Below are 14,666 nucleotides of genomic sequence, written 5' to 3'. Positions count from 1 at the left end.
TTGCCACTTGGGAGGAGGGGCTATTATGGCAACTGAATACAAGGCAGTAAATATTTCGAGGGGTCCCCAGGGCTGGGGTGGCCCGCTGGTTATCCAGCCGACCATGCAGCGCAACAAGATCGTCTCGGTCACCGGCGGCGGTATTCACCCCGTCGCGCGGCGGATCGCGGAACTGACCGGCGGCGAAGCCGTCGACGGTTTCCGGGCGCCACCGGTCGAGGGCGAAATGGCCGTTGTCGTCGTCGATTGCGGCGGTACTGCGCGATGCGGGGTCTATCCGCGCAAGCGCATCCCCACCGTCAACATCACGCCTGTCGGACAGTCGGGACCTCTGGCGCAATTCATTACCGAAGACATCTATGTCTCCGGGGTGAAGGAGCAGAACATCACCATGGCCGACGGTTCCCAGCCGGTTACCGTGGCAGCGGCCGGAGGGGCTCCGAAGGCAACCGCCGCCCCCAAGACGATACCTGTCGAGACCGGCGGTGGTGGTTTCATCAACCTGATTGCTGGCATCGGTCGCGTCATGGGCCGCGTCGTCGGCATCTTCTTCAATGCCGGACGCCGTACGATCGACCAGGTCATCCGCAACGTGCTGCCGTTCATGGCATTTGTGACCATGCTGATAGGCTTCATTCTGTATACCGGCGTTGGCGATGTGCTTGCCGAGCCGATGGGGCCGCTTGCCAACAATATCGTCGGCCTTCTGATCATCTCCGCCATCTGCGGCCTGCCGTTCCTGTCGCCTATTCTCGGCCCAGGTGCGGTTATCGCCCAGGTCATTGGCGTGGCGATCATCGGCCCGCAGATCGCAAACGGCACCATTGCGCCCGCAATGGCCCTCCCGGCACTCTTTGCCTACAATGCGCAGGTCGGTTGCGACTTCGTGCCTGTGGGCCTGGCGCTGGGTGAGGCAAAACCCAAGACGATCGAGATCGGCGTTCCCGCAGTCCTCATCAGTCGCCAGATCATGGCCCCGGTTTCTGTGCTCATTGCCTGGGTTACCAGCCTGATCGTGTTCTAAGCCAACGCGTGCGGACGTCCAGCAGACTGCCCGCACGCCCAATGCTACAACACCAGGCCGAGCTATTTCTATAGAGAAGGATTTGTCCATGGCACTGCACCTCAAGACGCAGATTACCGCCGTCGGTCCCGACGTGGCCGATCTGGCCGATGGCGGGGTCCTCATTCTGTTTGCCGACGGCGCTCCGCCCGAACTGGCCGAAGTGTCCGTCCTCCATCTGCCCGATGTCGGGCCCACCGAACAGGAGCCTTCCGTGGGCTCGCCGATCATGGTGGGTTCTGCCAGCAGTCGGATCACGGCGATCGGGCCGATTGCCTGGAACAAGGTGCTGGAAATCGGCCACGTCGTCATCAACTTCAACGACGCTACGACCGTCGACAGCCCGGGTGCCATCTGCGCTGCGGCAATCGACGCGGATGTGTTGAAAAGCGCGCTTTCCGTCGGGACGACGATCACCATCGGTGATTGATCTCGACTGTTGCTGATTATCTAGTGAATGGATGTTTTTATGGAACGCTCAACAATTGTGCGCGTGAAGGAAGGTCTTCATGCTCGTCCGGCAACTCGCTTCGTCAAGCTGGCGAAGAGCTTTGCGAGCGAAGTGGAGATCGTCAAGGATGCGAAGGTCGTCAGTGCGAAAAGCTCGGTAAAATTGATGCTGCTAGCGGTCAAGGAAAATGACTCTGTGGCGCTGCGAGCGACTGGCGCCGACGCACTGGAAGCGCTGGATGCACTGGTGGAGTTCCTGGAGAATCCGGAGTCGGGTCTCGACGGCGTCACAAATGCCTCTGCGGCCCCAGCTGCAAGTGACGCTACCGGCAATGCAGCGCCTGAGCGCGCCGGCGTGCTTCAGGGGATCGCCGCCAGCGAGGGCGTCGGCCTGGCGAAGATATTTCGCTATTTTCCGAAGAAATTCAAACCTATGCAACGCCGGTTGCGGGACGATGAAATCCTCTTCGAAATCGAGCGATTCGAGAAGGCGATCTCGTCTGTCAGACAGCAGATGGAGGCAGCCCTCGCTGCCAAGGGATTGTCTGAAACGGACAGCAGCATCATTTCCGCGCTTGTCGAGATTGCCGGCGATCCTGAGATCATCGACGGCGTCGTGGTTGCGATCGGCGAGGGCCTCGATGCGACCGATGCCGTCTTGAAGGTTACGGACGAAACGGCAGCCTCCTTCGGTCGCGTTTCCGATGCCTATCTGAATGCAAGAGCCGACGACGTAAAAGCCATTGCGCGACAGATCTGTCTGGCGCTTGCCGGCGAGCGAGATATCGGTCTCGATGAAATCACGGAGCCATCCATTGTGCTGGCGGAAGACATCGGCGCCTGGGACCTGGCGCGCGCACCGGTTAAACTGATCAAGGGCGTTATCTGCGCCCACGGTGGCGCCACGTCGCATATCGCCATCATTGCAAGGGCGCACGGCATTCCGGCTGTCCTCGGTCTCGGCAATGGTATCGACGCCCTCGTCGCGGCCACGGACGTTGCCATCGATGGCGGCAAGGGACTTATCTATCCCGATCCGGATGCGGCGTTACGCGAGACGTTCGCCCGGCGTCTTGACGCGGCGGCGAATGAGGAAGTTCGTCTGCGTGCATTCAAGGATGTGCGGCCGCATCTCGCGGACGGCACGCCGATCGAGGTTGCCGCAAACATAGGCTCCATCGAGGAACTCGAAGCCGCCAAGGAAGCCGGTGCGATGGGCATCGGCCTGTTCCGTACCGAACTCCTGTTCATGAAGCACGGCGGATTGCCGAGCGAGGACATGCAGTTCGATATCTATTCTCAGGCAGCGCGGGGAATGGCACCCGATCCGGTCATCATCCGGACGCTCGACATCGGTGGCGACAAGCCAGTGTCGGGCATCGTGTTTCCCGAGGAGCAGAACCCGTTCCTGGGTTGGCGTGGTGTGCGCATGTGTCTCGACAGGCCGGATATCTTCAAGCCGCAACTGCGGGCACTGCTGCGCGCCGCAACGCAAGGCAATATCAAGGTGATGTTGCCGATGGTATCCACCATCGAAGAGGTCAAGCGCACGCGGGATCTGATCGGCGAATGCACGCGCGAACTTGCCGCGGAAGGAAAGCCTTTTGCGAGCTTCGCTCTCGGCGTGATGATCGAGACGCCCGCAGCGGTGATGATTGCGCCGTCGCTGGCAAGAGAGGTCGATTTCTTCTCGATCGGCACAAACGATCTGACGCAATACATCATGGCGGCCGACCGGATGAACCCGCAGGTGGCGGCACTCAATGACGTCGGCAATGCGGCAGTCCTGACGGCAATCGAGATGGCAGCGAGGGCCGGCAAGGAGGCTGGTATCATGGTCGGCATGTGCGGGGAGGCCGCTGCCCGCCCGGACCTGATCCCGTTGTTCCTGAAATTCGGTTTGACCGAACTCAGCATGAGCTCCGCCTCCATTCCGCGCGCGAAGAAATGCATTTCGGAACTCGGCTCCGCAAGCGCCGGTTGATCTGCCGGAGCCGGATATCGAAACCGTAATGACGATTTCCAATTGCGCCTACTGTTGTTAAGGGTAGTTTTTTACTTCCTAAGACGCGGGAGCCAACTTGGCACGTTCGAAGAAAGACATCTCAAAATCCGAAGGCGCAGAAGATCAGGCCCCATCGGCCGGCCAGACTTCGGGCAACCGGGCTGACAGAATGCGCATTCGGGCTGCCTGGATGTATTTCGTCGAGCAAATGACCCAGAACGACATCGCGGATATTCTGGGCGTCGGGCGCGTCACCGTCGTTCGCATGCTGGCGGAGGCGCGAATTCGCAACGAAGTAAAAATCGCCATTGAGGGAGAGCTTGCGGAAATCGTCGGGCTCGAGCGATCGCTCGAGATCGCCTTCGGAATAGAGCAGGTGGTCGTGGCACCTTTGTCCGATCCGGAAGCGGACCCCATCCCGACGATCAGTGCAGCAACCGGTGCGTTTCTGTCTAACGCGATGAAGCCGGGAATGACGGTCGGTGTCGGCTGGGGCAGGACGTTGTTTGCCTGTCTTTCGTCGATCAATGCCCGTAATCTTCAGGATTTCAAGGTGATTTCGCTTCTGGGCGGTGTCAGCCAGGCGCGCCGATTCAATCCTGCCGAATTTGCCTGGCGCTTTGCCCAGGTGTTCCAAGGCGACGGCTACCTCATTCCGGCGCCAGCGATGGTCGACAGCCTGGAAACGAAGGAAGCGCTGATCAAGCGATGCGGTCTCCAGGATATTTTGGACATGGCCGACAATATGGATGCGGTGGTTGTCAGTGTCGGCGGCATCGATTCTGCAACAACCTTTTATCGCGGCGGCTTTCTTACCGAGAAGCAGAGAAGCGAACTGGAAAAGCTGGGCGCGGTTGGCGACCTGCTATTCCATTTTTACGATCGAAATGGCGATGTGCTGAATCATCCGATCAACAATCTCATCATGTCGGTCGAGGTCGATCGTATCCGCCGAACTCCCTTGCGGATCCTCGCTTCGGGCGGAATAGACAAGCGCGAATCGATGCTCGGCGCCATGCGCCTTGTCCAGCCAACGGTCCTCATCACCGATGAGGAAAGTGCACGGCGCCTGTTGCAGGGCGCAGATGATTTCCTGGCAGCAGAAGCGCCATAAACCTCGCCTGAACTACCCATTTATCCGTGAAATTCGAGAGCCGGCCGATCCCACATCGGTGGCATGCGTACGCTGTTGCCTGATCGGAGCAGCGCATCTTTGAGGTCTCGAAATGAACATTCGCGTTGACAGAAAGACAAATGTACGAATACAGTCGTACTGAAAGACACGGTCATTAATTAACTTGGGAGGAGTTTCTATGGCTATCAACGTCGCGCCAACGGGCTTGGCGCGTGACCTCATTGCACGCGCTGAAACAGGACGTCCGGTTCGTATCGGCTTGATCGGCTCAGGCGAAATGGGAACCGACATCGTTACTCGCGTAGCCCACATGACGGGCATCGAGATCGGTGCAATCTGCGATCTCAATCTTCCCGCCGCGTCACGCGCGGTCGACATTGCCTACCAGGAAACCGGACATGCACGCGAAGCCGACAGCGCAAGCGCGCTGACGGCGGCGATGGAAAGCGGCAAGATCGCCGTCACCAGCGATGCCAATCTCATCCTGCAGAATGGCCTGATCGACGTCGTGATCGATGCGACCGGCGTGCCCGCCGTTGGCGCTGAAATCGGCCTCTCCGCCATGGAAAATGGCAAGCACCTCGTCATGATGAACGTCGAAGCCGACGTGACGATAGGGGCTTTCCTGAAGAGCGAGGCCGAGCGCCTTGGCGTTACCTACTCGCTGGGCGCCGGCGATGAACCGTCTTCCTGCATGGAGCTGATCGAATTCGTCTCGGCGATGGGGCATCCGATCGTTGCGGCCGGCAAGGGAAAGAACAATCCCCTGAACATCGATGCCATACCGGACGACTATGCAGAGGAGGCCGCGCGCCGACACATGAATGTCCGTATGCTCGTCGAATTCGTCGATGGATCGAAGACGATGGTCGAGATGGCGGCAATCGCCAATGCGACCGGGCTGGTTCCTGACAAACCCGGCATGCACGGCCCGGCAGCAACGCTCGACCAGCTTGCAAAGACGCTTGTGCCTGAAAAGGACGGTGGCGTGCTGTCGCGCATCGGAGTCGTCGATTATTCCATCGGCAAGGGTGTGGCGCCCGGCGTTTTCGTCGTTGCCGACATGTCGCATCCGCGGATTTCGGAGCGAATGGAAGACCTGAAGATGGGCAAGGGCCCGTACTTCACATTCCATCGGCCCTACCACCTGACGTCTCTCGAAGTGCCGCTGACCTGCGCGCGCGTCGTGCTTTACGGCAAGGCCGACATGGTGCCCCTGTCGAAGCCGGTCGCAGAGGTCTGTGCTGTCGCCAAGAAGGATATGAAGCCGGGCGAAAAACTCGATGCAATCGGCGAATATTGCTACCGCGCCTGGATTATGACGGCGCCAGAGGCGCGCAGCGCGTCGGCCATTCCCTGCGGCTTGCTGCAGGGCGGCACTGTGACGGCCGCCATCAAAAAGGGTGAGCTGATCACCTATGCCAACGCGGCAGTGGCGCCGGGCTCGAAGATCGCAGCGCTGCGGGCGCGTCAGGACAAGCTTGTTTACGGGGCAGGAGCTTAAGGATGCCAAACAGTCCGACAGCCGAGGCAATTGTTGCTGAAACAGGCAACATGCCTTTTCTCTACAGGAATTTCAGCCGCGAGCAGCTCTTGAAAGCCTTGCGGAAGATGCATCTGATCCGGAAGTTCGAGGAAGGCGCCGAGGAGAGTTATACGCGTGGTCTGATTCATGGCACCATGCATCTTTCCATCGGTCAGGAAGCGAGCGCCATGGGCATCTGCCTGGCGCTGACCAACGAAGACCAGATCACCTCGACGCATCGCGGTCATGGCCATTGCATTGCCAAGGGTGCGGATGTGAAGCGCATGTTCGCGGAGTTCTTCGGCAAGACGACCGGCTATTGTGCCGGTCGCGGTGGATCGATGCACATCGCCGATGTGACGACTGGAAACCTCGGTGCCAACGGCATCGTCGGCGGCGGCATTCCGATTGCGGTCGGCGCTGCGCTGACATCGAAGCGGATGAAAACCGGCAAGGTCGTCGTCTGTTTCTTTGGCGACGGCGCCAACAACGAAGGCGCATTCCATGAGGCGCTGAACATGGCGGCGGTCTGGAAGCTGCCGGTCGTCTTCGTCTGCGAGAACAACAAATACGGCATGTCGACTTCGACCGAGCGCTCGACCGCCGTCCCGAACATTGCCGATCGCGCGGCCGGCTATTCGATGCCGGGTGTCATCGTAGACGGCAACATCCTGTCGGATGTCGCGGAAGCCTCGCAGGCTGCCGTCGAGCGGGCGCGATCCGGTCTGGGGCCATCGCTCATCGAGTGCAAGACTTACCGGCATCGTGGCCATTCCAAGAGCGACCGCAACCGCTACCGGACGAAGGACGAGATAGACGACTGGATGACCAATCGCGACCCGATAGACATGTTCGAGAAGCAGCTGGCCGAATTCGGCATAGCGGACGAGGCGACGCTGGCAGGCATTCGCGACAGCGTTCGCGAGGAGATTGAAGCAGCCATCGAATTTGCCAAGTCCAGCCCATCGCCCGAAACGGCTGATCTCGGACAGAACGTATATACGGAGCAGTCGTAATGGATGCGGCAGTGAGAGAGCTGAGCTATTCCCAGGCTATTCAGGAGGCGATGGCGATTGCCATGGAAGCCGATGAGCGCGTGTTTCTCATGGGCGAGGATATCGGCGTGTACGGTGGCGCCTTCCAGGTGACCGGCGATCTGATCGAGCGGTTTGGCCCCGACAGGGTCATGGACACACCGATCTCCGAACTCGGCGGCGCGGGCGTGGCGGTGGGCGCTGCCCTGACCGGTATGCGTCCGATTTTCGAATTCCAGTTTTCCGACTTCGCGGCCCTGGCCATGGAGCAGATCGTCAACCAGGCGGCGAAAATTCGCTACATGCTGGGTGGAGCGGTTTCCGTACCGCTGGTCATGCGCTTTCCGGCAGGCTCGGGAACCGGTGCGGCAGCACAGCACAGCCAGAGCCTCGAGGCATGGCTCGGTCACGTTCCCGGCCTGAAGGTCATCCAGCCGGCCACGCCGCACGATGTGAAGGGCATGCTGCTGGCGGCCATCGAAGACCCGGACCCGGTGATGATCTTCGAGCACAAGCTGCTTTACAAGATGAAGGGACCCGTTCCCGAAGGCCACTATATCGTGCCGATCGGTAAGGCTGCCATCGCGCGCGAAGGCCGCGACCTGACGATCGTTGCGACGTCGATCATGGTGCACAAGGCGCTGGAGGCTGCCGATACGCTGGCGGCCGAGGGTATCGATGTCGAAGTCGTGGATCTTCGCACCATTCGCCCGATGGACCGGGAAACCGTCATCGCCAGCGTCAAGAAGACTTCCCGGCTGATGTGTGTCTACGAGGGCGTCAAGACCCTCGGTGTCGGTGCCGAGGTCAGTGCGATGATCGCTGAAAGCGATGCCTTCGATTACCTCGATGCACCCATCGTGCGGCTTGGGGGCGCCGAGACACCCATTCCTTACAATCCCGAGCTGGAGAAGGCAGCCGTGCCGCAAGTCGCCGGCATTCTCGCGGCGGCACGCGATCTGGTGAAGGGAGTGCGCTGAGCCATGGCAATCGAAGTCATTCTTCCGAAGGTTGACATGGACATGGCAACCGGCCGGATATCCAAGTGGTTTTTTGAAAGCGGCGCCACGGTTAAGAAAGGCGATGTGCTTTTCGAGATCGAGACCGACAAGGCAGCCATGGAAATCGATGCCCCGGCAAGCGGCATCCTGCGCGACGTGGTAGGCGCCGAGGGTGTCGATATCGCCGTCGGAGCGCCGGTGGCGTGGATCTACGAAGACGGCGAGGCTTATTCGCCGGGCTCCAGCGCTGCACCCGCCGCGCCCCAGGCAACAAAAACTGAGGCCGTTCCGGAGCAGCCGGCATCCGTTGAAGCCCCTGCAAGCACCGTGGAAACGGGCGAGGGCATCCGGGCCACCCCGCTTGCCCGGCGATTGGCGCGCAATGCCGGGATAGACATCAGCCGCATAACCGGATCCGGACCAAATGGCCGGGTGACACGCGCCGACGTGGAAGGCTACACACCGCCTGTTCAGCAGGAAGAACCCGTTGCCGCGCCTACCGCTGCTCCGAAGCCTGTGGTTGCCGGACCGTCGAGCGAGCAGACCCGCAAGCTCTTTGCCGAGGGAAGCTACGATCAGGTCGCCCATAGCAACATGCGCCGGACGATTGCGCGCAGGCTCGTCGAGGCAAAGAGCACCGTACCGCATTTCTATCTGACGATCGATTGCAACATCGACGCTCTTTTGAAACTGCGGGCCGAGGTGAATTCCTCGACGCTTCCGATCGGCGGCAAGCCAGCCAACAAGCTTTCCGTCAACGACATGGTCATCAAGGCCTACGCAATGGCACTCGCCGCAGTTCCTGATGCCAACGTGTCATGGACTGACGACAGCCTGATCGTCCATCGGCATGTAGATATCGGCGTTGCCGTATCCGTACCCGGCGGGCTTATCACGCCGATCGTGCGAAATGCCGAGACAAAGACCTTGTCTGTCATTTCGACCGAGATGAAGGACCTCGGTGCCCGCGCCAAGGAAGGCAAGCTGAAGCCCGAGGAGTACCAGGGGGGGACCGCCGCGATCTCCAATCTTGGCATGTTCGGCATTCGCGAATTCGCAGCCATCGTCAATCCGCCGCACGCCACCATCCTTGCCGTCGGCGCCGGAGAAAGACGCGCCGTGATCTCCGGGGAGGCCGTGGTACCCGCGACGCTGATGACCGTGACGCTATCGACCGATCACCGTGCAGTGGATGGCGCGCTCGCGGCAGAGTTGATCGGAGCTTTCAGGACATACATCGAAACGCCGATGGCGATGATCATATAGTGCAAGTCCGGGTGGATCAGATTCACCCGGATGCCCCAAAGTCTCTTTGCGAAGATAGCCTGGAGGAAAAGTCTAACTTCCATGCCGGAGCGATCATGAAGGCCGATCGCCGCGGCGCTCAAATTGTCGGCGCTACCAGCCGTTCTGTGCTCGGGGCCCGATCGAGCTTGTTTTCCGCATTTTGCCGGGCGAGCATGCCGACGCGCATCTCTGGCAGATCAGGTGTCGCCCAGTTGGGCTCGCCGCCAAAAAACTTATCGAGAAATGCGACCGCATAGGCAGGCATCTCGCTGGTGTTCTCCTTGAACGACCACCAGGTCCGCAGATCATCCACACCGCCCGACAGGGGTAATGTCGACTGGAATTCCTGCTGATGCACCGCTATGACCGCACTGATGCAATAGTTGGTATAAAGAAAACCCTCGGGCCAGAAGGCCACAATCCCGGGGACCGGAACGGCACTTTTTGCCTCTACCAGATCGACTTTCGCAGGCCGCGCCTTGATCAGTTCTTTCAATGCGAGACCGCCGGCAAAAACGATGAAATCCGCACGGTTCACAGTCGCCAGGCTCTTCTTCGCATCCAGCACCTCGACCCAGTCGATGAATACCTTTGCAAGCTTGTCCTCGTCGATGGTGACAGACAGTCCGTAACGCGCAGATAGCGTCTGCGCACTGCTGCGAAATGACTTTCGAAACCATCTGAGTTGGCGGAGCCGATGTCCGAAATCAGGCTCTGCTGCAATCTCATTCTGGGTGAGCAGATCCAAGCGCGTAACTCCGGCAGGACAAATTATCCCGAATGTTGCGCTTAATTTGTACAATATGCATAAGAAACTGTCAAATGTTCAGCGCACAGCTTCAGGGAAGGTGTCTGAGAAGGCTCGTGCAGGTTTTAATCAGCGCTTCGGTTCGCGAGCCGGACCTGATGGCTTCCTGAAAGACCTCGCTGCGGAGATTGCAAACCGTGATCGCATCCGGCGTAAACGACTGAAACTCGCTTCCCGTGAGGCGATCTGAAATCGAAAGTGCGAACGCAAGCGACAGGGCCGCGTAGAGTTTCCAGGTTTCGCTGTCATGGGCATTACCGACGCTCGCGATTGGCTCGTGCTTTACGAACGCGATGAAAACTGTTGCGCAGCAGGTGCCGAGGTCGTCCACGGTCCATCGCTCGCTTCTGGACATCGTCATGACTTGCCTTGCCGCTGCCGTGACACGCGCTTTCAGGATGAGCCGGGCCGGGCCGACGCCCTTGGTGATGAGCTTGAGCGCCGCGTAAAGGTCGTCGGTGAGTTCGTCCTCGTCGCCAGAGATTGCTCCGCCCGCTGCACCGAAGTAGAAGGAGAACTCCCGGAACCCTGCCTCCGGCGCCCGCAGATCCCGCAAAGGCGTGACGAGCGATTGCAACGTTGTCATCACCCCATCCACCGTCTGCAAAGTGCCGCCGACAAGACGGCTTAGCTCTGCCGGAAGGGGTGGCAATGGCTGGTTGGCGACGCTGATGGCGGGTGCCTCGGAGCTCAACGTGTGGATGAGATGCCGGAAGCCCCGAAACTGGTCACCGATATTGTCTTTCAGGTCCCGTCGAATGGTAGAAAGCATGGCACAGCCTCTATCTGAAGAACGCCCGGCCGAGCCGAGGCATTTCGTCAGATTATATCCTATGTCAGGGCAATATTGTACGCCCTTCGTCGCAGAAATAGTGCCTTCCGGTTCACTTGTATGACACTTCGCAACCACGCCAGGATGCGTGTGCGGGTGTAGTGGCCGTTTGGTCGCAATGGGCCTTGATGCGCGCGCACCTAAAACGCAGCGCCCGGCCAGCGCATATCTCTGCCCGCATCAGGAGTTCCAACTTCCACCGGTTCAGCTCTCATCAAGCCCCGCGGCTGTGTTTCGCACTGTGGCAATGACATCATCTTTCATCCCCTTGACGCCTTCGTCGGGCTGCCATAGGCTTTGTCGTATTCACCAGGGGTGTCCCGTCAAGGGGCTGAGATTCTGCTATCGCGCGCAGTGACCCGTTGAACCTGATCCAGTTCATACTGGCGTAGGGACGGTGCAAAGCGCTGCTGCAGTTACAGATCCGCATCCCGGATTCCGTGTCGGCGTTCTTCCATCATTCCGGCTCTAGGACTGGGTCTCCAAACGCAAACTTGGAGCCTCACGATGAATATTGCCGCTAAAAACCAGAGCCCGACGGTCACCTCGGGCGCATTCCCGGCCTCCCGCAAAATCCATGTCGAAGGCCAGCGATATCCCCACATTCGCGTGCCGATGCGCGAAATCTCCCTGCATCCGACTGCGGGGGAGCCGCCTGTTATCGTGTATGACAGCTCGGGCCCGTATACCGATCCAGGCCATATCGTTGCGATCGATCGCGGTCTTTCGCGCCTGCGGGAAAACTGGATCCTGGCGCGCGGCGATGTTGAGCGTTACGAAGGCCGCCACGTCATGCCGGAGGATAACGGCTTTGCCACCGGCGAGCGATTGACGCCGGAATTTCCCGTTCGCAATGCGCCTCTGAAGGCCGCTCCCGGCCGGGCCGTCACCCAGCTTGCCTATGCTCGCGCCGGCATCATCACGCCCGAGATGGAATTCATTGCCATCCGCGAAAATCTCGGACGCCAGGCTGTCCGTGAAGCCTCGTTGCGGGATGGCGAAAGTTTTGGCGCTCACATCCCGGATTTCGTAACGCCGGAATTCGTGCGCCGCGAGGTGGCCGAGGGCCGCGCCGTCATTCCGGCCAATATCAACCATCCCGAAAGCGAGCCGATGATCATCGGCCGTAATTTTCTGGTGAAGATCAACGCCAACATCGGCAACTCTGCTGTCACCTCGTCCATGGAGGAGGAGGTCGAGAAGATGGTCTGGGCGATCCGCTGGGGCGCCGATACGGTGATGGACCTGTCGACCGGCCGCAACATCCACAATATCCGCGACTGGATCGTCCGCAATTCGCCCGTGCCGATCGGCACCGTGCCGCTCTATCAGGCTTTGGAAAAGGTGGGTGGCATTGCCGAGGATCTTTCCTGGGAGGTCTATCGCGACACACTCATCGAGCAGGCCGAACAGGGCGTCGATTATTTCACCATCCATGCCGGCGTCCGTCTCGCCTATATCCACCTCACCGTGAACCGCGTGACCGGCATCGTGTCGCGCGGCGGGTCCATCATGGCCAAGTGGTGTCTGCACCACCACCGCGAAAGCTTTCTCTACGAGCACTTCGACGAGATCTGCGATATCGCCCGCGCCTACGACGTGACGTTTTCGCTGGGCGACGGACTTCGTCCGGGCTCGATTGCCGACGCCAACGATGCCGCCCAGTTCGCGGAGCTGGAGACGCTGGGCGAACTGACGAAAATCGCCTGGGCAAAGGATTGCCAGGTGATGATCGAAGGACCGGGCCATGTTCCGATGCACAAGATCAAGGAGAACATGGACAAGCAGCTGGAGACCTGTGGCGAGGCGCCGTTCTACACGCTTGGACCGCTGACCACCGATATCGCCCCCGGCTACGACCACATCACGTCGGCAATCGGCGCCGCGATGATCGGCTGGTTCGGCACCGCTATGCTCTGCTACGTGACACCGAAGGAACATCTGGGCCTGCCCGACCGCGACGACGTCAAGACCGGCGTCATCACCTACAAGATCGCCGCCCACGCCGCCGATCTCGCCAAGGGACATCCGGGCGCACGCCTGCGCGACGATGCCCTGTCTCGCGCCCGGTTCGAATTCCGCTGGGAGGACCAGTTCAATCTTTCGCTCGACCCGGATACGGCGCGCAGCTTCCACGACCAGACGCTGCCTAAGGAGGCGCATAAGGTGGCGCATTTCTGCTCCATGTGCGGACCCAAATTCTGTTCGATGCGGATTTCGCACGATATCCGAGCCGAAGCGCAGAAGGAGGGGCTGGAGGCGATGGCCGCCCGTTATCGCGATGGCGGCGATCTCTACATGCCCGTGGAAAACGCGGCCGAACACGTGGTAGGTGAAGCCTGATGGCAGGGGTGCTCGTCAGGGGCGCCGGTGTCGCCGGACTGGCTGTCGCCTATGAGCTGCGCAAGCGCGGCCATGAGGTCGATATTGTCGATTGCCGGGATGCGGCAGGGCTCGGGGCATCGTCCTTCGCCGGCGGAATGCTCGCGCCCTATTGCGAAAGCGAGGCGGCGGACGAGAGCGTTCTGACACTGGGTCGCGGGGCGGCCGATTGGTGGAGCGACGCCGTTCCGGGCGAGGTCGTGCGCAACGGCACGCTGGTGGTGGCGCAGCCGCGCGACCTGCCGGATCTCGTCCGGTTCGCCTCCCGCACGACAGGCCACGTCTGGCTCGACCGGGATGGTATAGCCGAACTCGAGCCATCGCTTGGCGGTCGCTTCGAAAGGGCGCTGTTCTCTTCGTCTGAAGCCCATCTCGATCCGCGGCGGGCGCTGACCTGCCTGGCCGAAGCTCTCGTCCGGGGTGGCAGCCGGTTTCACTTCGGTGCCAGCCAACCGCCGGAACGGCACTACACTTCCACAATCGATTGCACCGGACCGGCGGCTATCCCCCACATTACCGGGCTGCGTGGCGTACGGGGCGAGATGCTGCATCTGGAAACCGATGAGATCAGTTTGTCGCGTCCGGTGCGGATGCTGCATCCGCGCCATCCCATCTATGTCGTGCCGCGCGCCAACCACCGTTTTATGGTTGGCGCGACGATGATCGAGACGGAGGATGACGGGCCGATTTCGGCACGTTCGCTGATGGAGCTGCTCAATGCGGCCTATGCGCTTCACCCGGCCTTCGGCGAGGCGCGGCTGGTGGAAACTGGTGTCGGCATCCGTCCGGCCTTCTCGGATAATGTCCCGCGCGTGGTTGAAACCGGGGAGGGGCTGGCGATTGCCGGCATGCACCGCCACGGCTTTCTGCTGGCGCCCGCCATGGCCGTGAAGGCCGCAACACACCTCTCCAATGGAACGTCCACCAGGAAGGAGTTTTCCCGATGAAACAACTCATCGTCAATGGTGAAACCCAGGCTCTGCAGGCGGCAACGCTGGCGGAGCTACTTGCCGTGCTGGAATACGAAGGCGAGTGGCTGGCCACAGCAGTCAATGGCGATCTCGTGCACCGCGAGGATAGGGCGGACAGGCGCCTCGAAGACGGCGATCGGATCGAAATCCTGTCGCCCATGCAGGGGGGCTGA

Annotated in this window: 13 protein-coding genes and 1 riboswitch; of the genes, 11 read left to right on the top strand and 2 right to left on the bottom strand. The window is 60.4% G+C overall.

The genetic code is table 11. The annotated features are described in order from the left end of the window. Positions 1–25: 25 nt before the first annotated feature. From J5274_RS27115 to J5274_RS27080, 8 genes are all read left to right on the top strand, one after another. Positions 26–1,024, top strand: coding sequence for a PTS glucitol/sorbitol transporter subunit IIB (locus J5274_RS27115; RefSeq protein ID WP_142825006.1), 999 nt, complete (start codon positions 26–28; stop codon positions 1,022–1,024). A gap of 88 nt (positions 1,025–1,112) precedes the next feature. Continuing rightward, positions 1,113–1,493 carry a PTS glucitol/sorbitol transporter subunit IIA gene (locus J5274_RS27110; protein WP_142825007.1) on the top strand — a complete coding sequence of 127 codons (381 nt, stop codon included), beginning with the start codon at positions 1,113–1,115 and terminating at the stop codon, positions 1,491–1,493. Between the two features lie 39 nt (positions 1,494–1,532). Then, positions 1,533–3,497: a phosphoenolpyruvate--protein phosphotransferase gene (gene ptsP / locus J5274_RS27105; RefSeq protein WP_142825008.1), complete on the top strand. Its 1,965-nt coding sequence runs from the start codon at positions 1,533–1,535 to the stop codon at positions 3,495–3,497. Between the two features lie 118 nt (positions 3,498–3,615). Next, complete coding sequence (locus J5274_RS27100) at positions 3,616–4,632, top strand: sugar-binding transcriptional regulator (RefSeq protein WP_224128035.1); 1,017 nt, start codon at positions 3,616–3,618, stop codon at positions 4,630–4,632. A 199-nt stretch (positions 4,633–4,831) separates the two neighbouring features. Further along, complete coding sequence (locus J5274_RS27095; RefSeq protein WP_142825009.1) at positions 4,832–6,157, top strand: NAD(P)H-dependent oxidoreductase; 1,326 nt, start codon at positions 4,832–4,834, stop codon at positions 6,155–6,157. Positions 6,158–6,159: 2 nt separating this feature from the next. Continuing rightward, complete coding sequence (locus J5274_RS27090; RefSeq protein ID WP_307877655.1) at positions 6,160–7,194, top strand: thiamine pyrophosphate-dependent dehydrogenase E1 component subunit alpha; 1,035 nt, start codon at positions 6,160–6,162, stop codon at positions 7,192–7,194. After that, positions 7,194–8,192 carry an alpha-ketoacid dehydrogenase subunit beta gene (locus J5274_RS27085; RefSeq protein WP_142825011.1) on the top strand — a complete coding sequence of 333 codons (999 nt, stop codon included), beginning with the start codon at positions 7,194–7,196 and terminating at the stop codon, positions 8,190–8,192. Before J5274_RS27090 ends, J5274_RS27085 begins: the two co-directional genes overlap by 1 nt. 3 nt (positions 8,193–8,195) lie before the next feature. Next, positions 8,196–9,479 (top strand): dihydrolipoamide acetyltransferase family protein, encoded by a 1,284-nt coding sequence (locus J5274_RS27080; protein ID WP_142825012.1) that lies wholly within the window; start codon positions 8,196–8,198, stop codon positions 9,477–9,479. Positions 9,480–9,597: 118 nt separating this feature from the next. On the opposite strand, the gene J5274_RS27075 is transcribed toward J5274_RS27080, so the two are convergent. Together J5274_RS27075 and J5274_RS27070 are read right to left on the bottom strand one after the other, a co-directional pair. Beyond that, positions 9,598–10,248 (bottom strand): hypothetical protein, encoded by a 651-nt coding sequence (locus J5274_RS27075; protein ID WP_202617147.1) that lies wholly within the window; start codon positions 10,246–10,248, stop codon positions 9,598–9,600. A 91-nt stretch (positions 10,249–10,339) separates the two neighbouring features. Next, the gene (locus J5274_RS27070; protein ID WP_142825013.1) at positions 10,340–11,080 is read right to left on the bottom strand and encodes a hypothetical protein; all 741 of its coding nucleotides are present in this window, start codon (positions 11,078–11,080) and stop codon (positions 10,340–10,342) included. A gap of 361 nt (positions 11,081–11,441) precedes the next feature. Next, positions 11,442–11,553: riboswitch (TPP riboswitch) on the top strand. A gap of 94 nt (positions 11,554–11,647) precedes the next feature. Here J5274_RS27070 and thiC point away from each other — a divergent pair. Genes thiC through thiS form a run of 3 tightly spaced genes read left to right on the top strand, consistent with a single transcriptional unit; the run spans position 11,648 to position 14,666 of the window. Further along, positions 11,648–13,483 (top strand): phosphomethylpyrimidine synthase ThiC, encoded by a 1,836-nt coding sequence (gene thiC, locus J5274_RS27065; protein ID WP_142825014.1) that lies wholly within the window; start codon positions 11,648–11,650, stop codon positions 13,481–13,483. Continuing rightward, complete coding sequence (thiO, locus tag J5274_RS27060; RefSeq protein WP_142825015.1) at positions 13,483–14,469, top strand: glycine oxidase ThiO; 987 nt, start codon at positions 13,483–13,485, stop codon at positions 14,467–14,469. The genes thiC and thiO overlap by 1 nt, the downstream gene beginning before the upstream one ends. Continuing rightward, a complete protein-coding gene (gene thiS, locus J5274_RS27055) occupies positions 14,466–14,666 on the top strand; it encodes a sulfur carrier protein ThiS (protein WP_142825016.1) in 201 nt (66 codons plus the stop codon). The genes thiO and thiS overlap by 4 nt, the downstream gene beginning before the upstream one ends.

The organism is Rhizobium sp. L51/94 (assembly GCF_019355555.1).
GTDB lineage: Bacteria > Pseudomonadota > Alphaproteobacteria > Rhizobiales > Rhizobiaceae > Rhizobium > Rhizobium rhododendri.
The sequence above is the reverse complement of the archived record's forward strand: the minus strand, read 5'-3'. Positions and strand labels throughout refer to the sequence as shown.

Bases quoted from the DNA above. Each gene is read 5' to 3' on its own strand.
- J5274_RS27115 (WP_142825006.1), top strand. From the start codon at position 26: ATGGCAACTGAATACAAGGCAGTAAATATTTCGAGGGGTCCCCAGGGC.
- J5274_RS27110 (WP_142825007.1), top strand. From the start codon at position 1,113: ATGGCACTGCACCTCAAGACGCAGATTACCGCCGTCGGTCCCGACGTG.
- ptsP (WP_142825008.1), top strand. From the start codon at position 1,533: ATGGAACGCTCAACAATTGTGCGCGTGAAGGAAGGTCTTCATGCTCGT.
- J5274_RS27095 (WP_142825009.1), top strand. From the start codon at position 4,832: ATGGCTATCAACGTCGCGCCAACGGGCTTGGCGCGTGACCTCATTGCA.
- J5274_RS27090 (WP_307877655.1), top strand. From the start codon at position 6,160: ATGCCAAACAGTCCGACAGCCGAGGCAATTGTTGCTGAAACAGGCAAC.
- J5274_RS27085 (WP_142825011.1), top strand. From the start codon at position 7,194: ATGGATGCGGCAGTGAGAGAGCTGAGCTATTCCCAGGCTATTCAGGAG.
- J5274_RS27080 (WP_142825012.1), top strand. From the start codon at position 8,196: ATGGCAATCGAAGTCATTCTTCCGAAGGTTGACATGGACATGGCAACC.
- J5274_RS27070 (WP_142825013.1), bottom strand. From the start codon at position 11,080: ATGCTTTCTACCATTCGACGGGACCTGAAAGACAATATCGGTGACCAG.
- thiC (WP_142825014.1), top strand. From the start codon at position 11,648: ATGAATATTGCCGCTAAAAACCAGAGCCCGACGGTCACCTCGGGCGCA.
- thiO (WP_142825015.1), top strand. From the start codon at position 13,483: ATGGCAGGGGTGCTCGTCAGGGGCGCCGGTGTCGCCGGACTGGCTGTC.
- thiS (WP_142825016.1), top strand. From the start codon at position 14,466: ATGAAACAACTCATCGTCAATGGTGAAACCCAGGCTCTGCAGGCGGCA.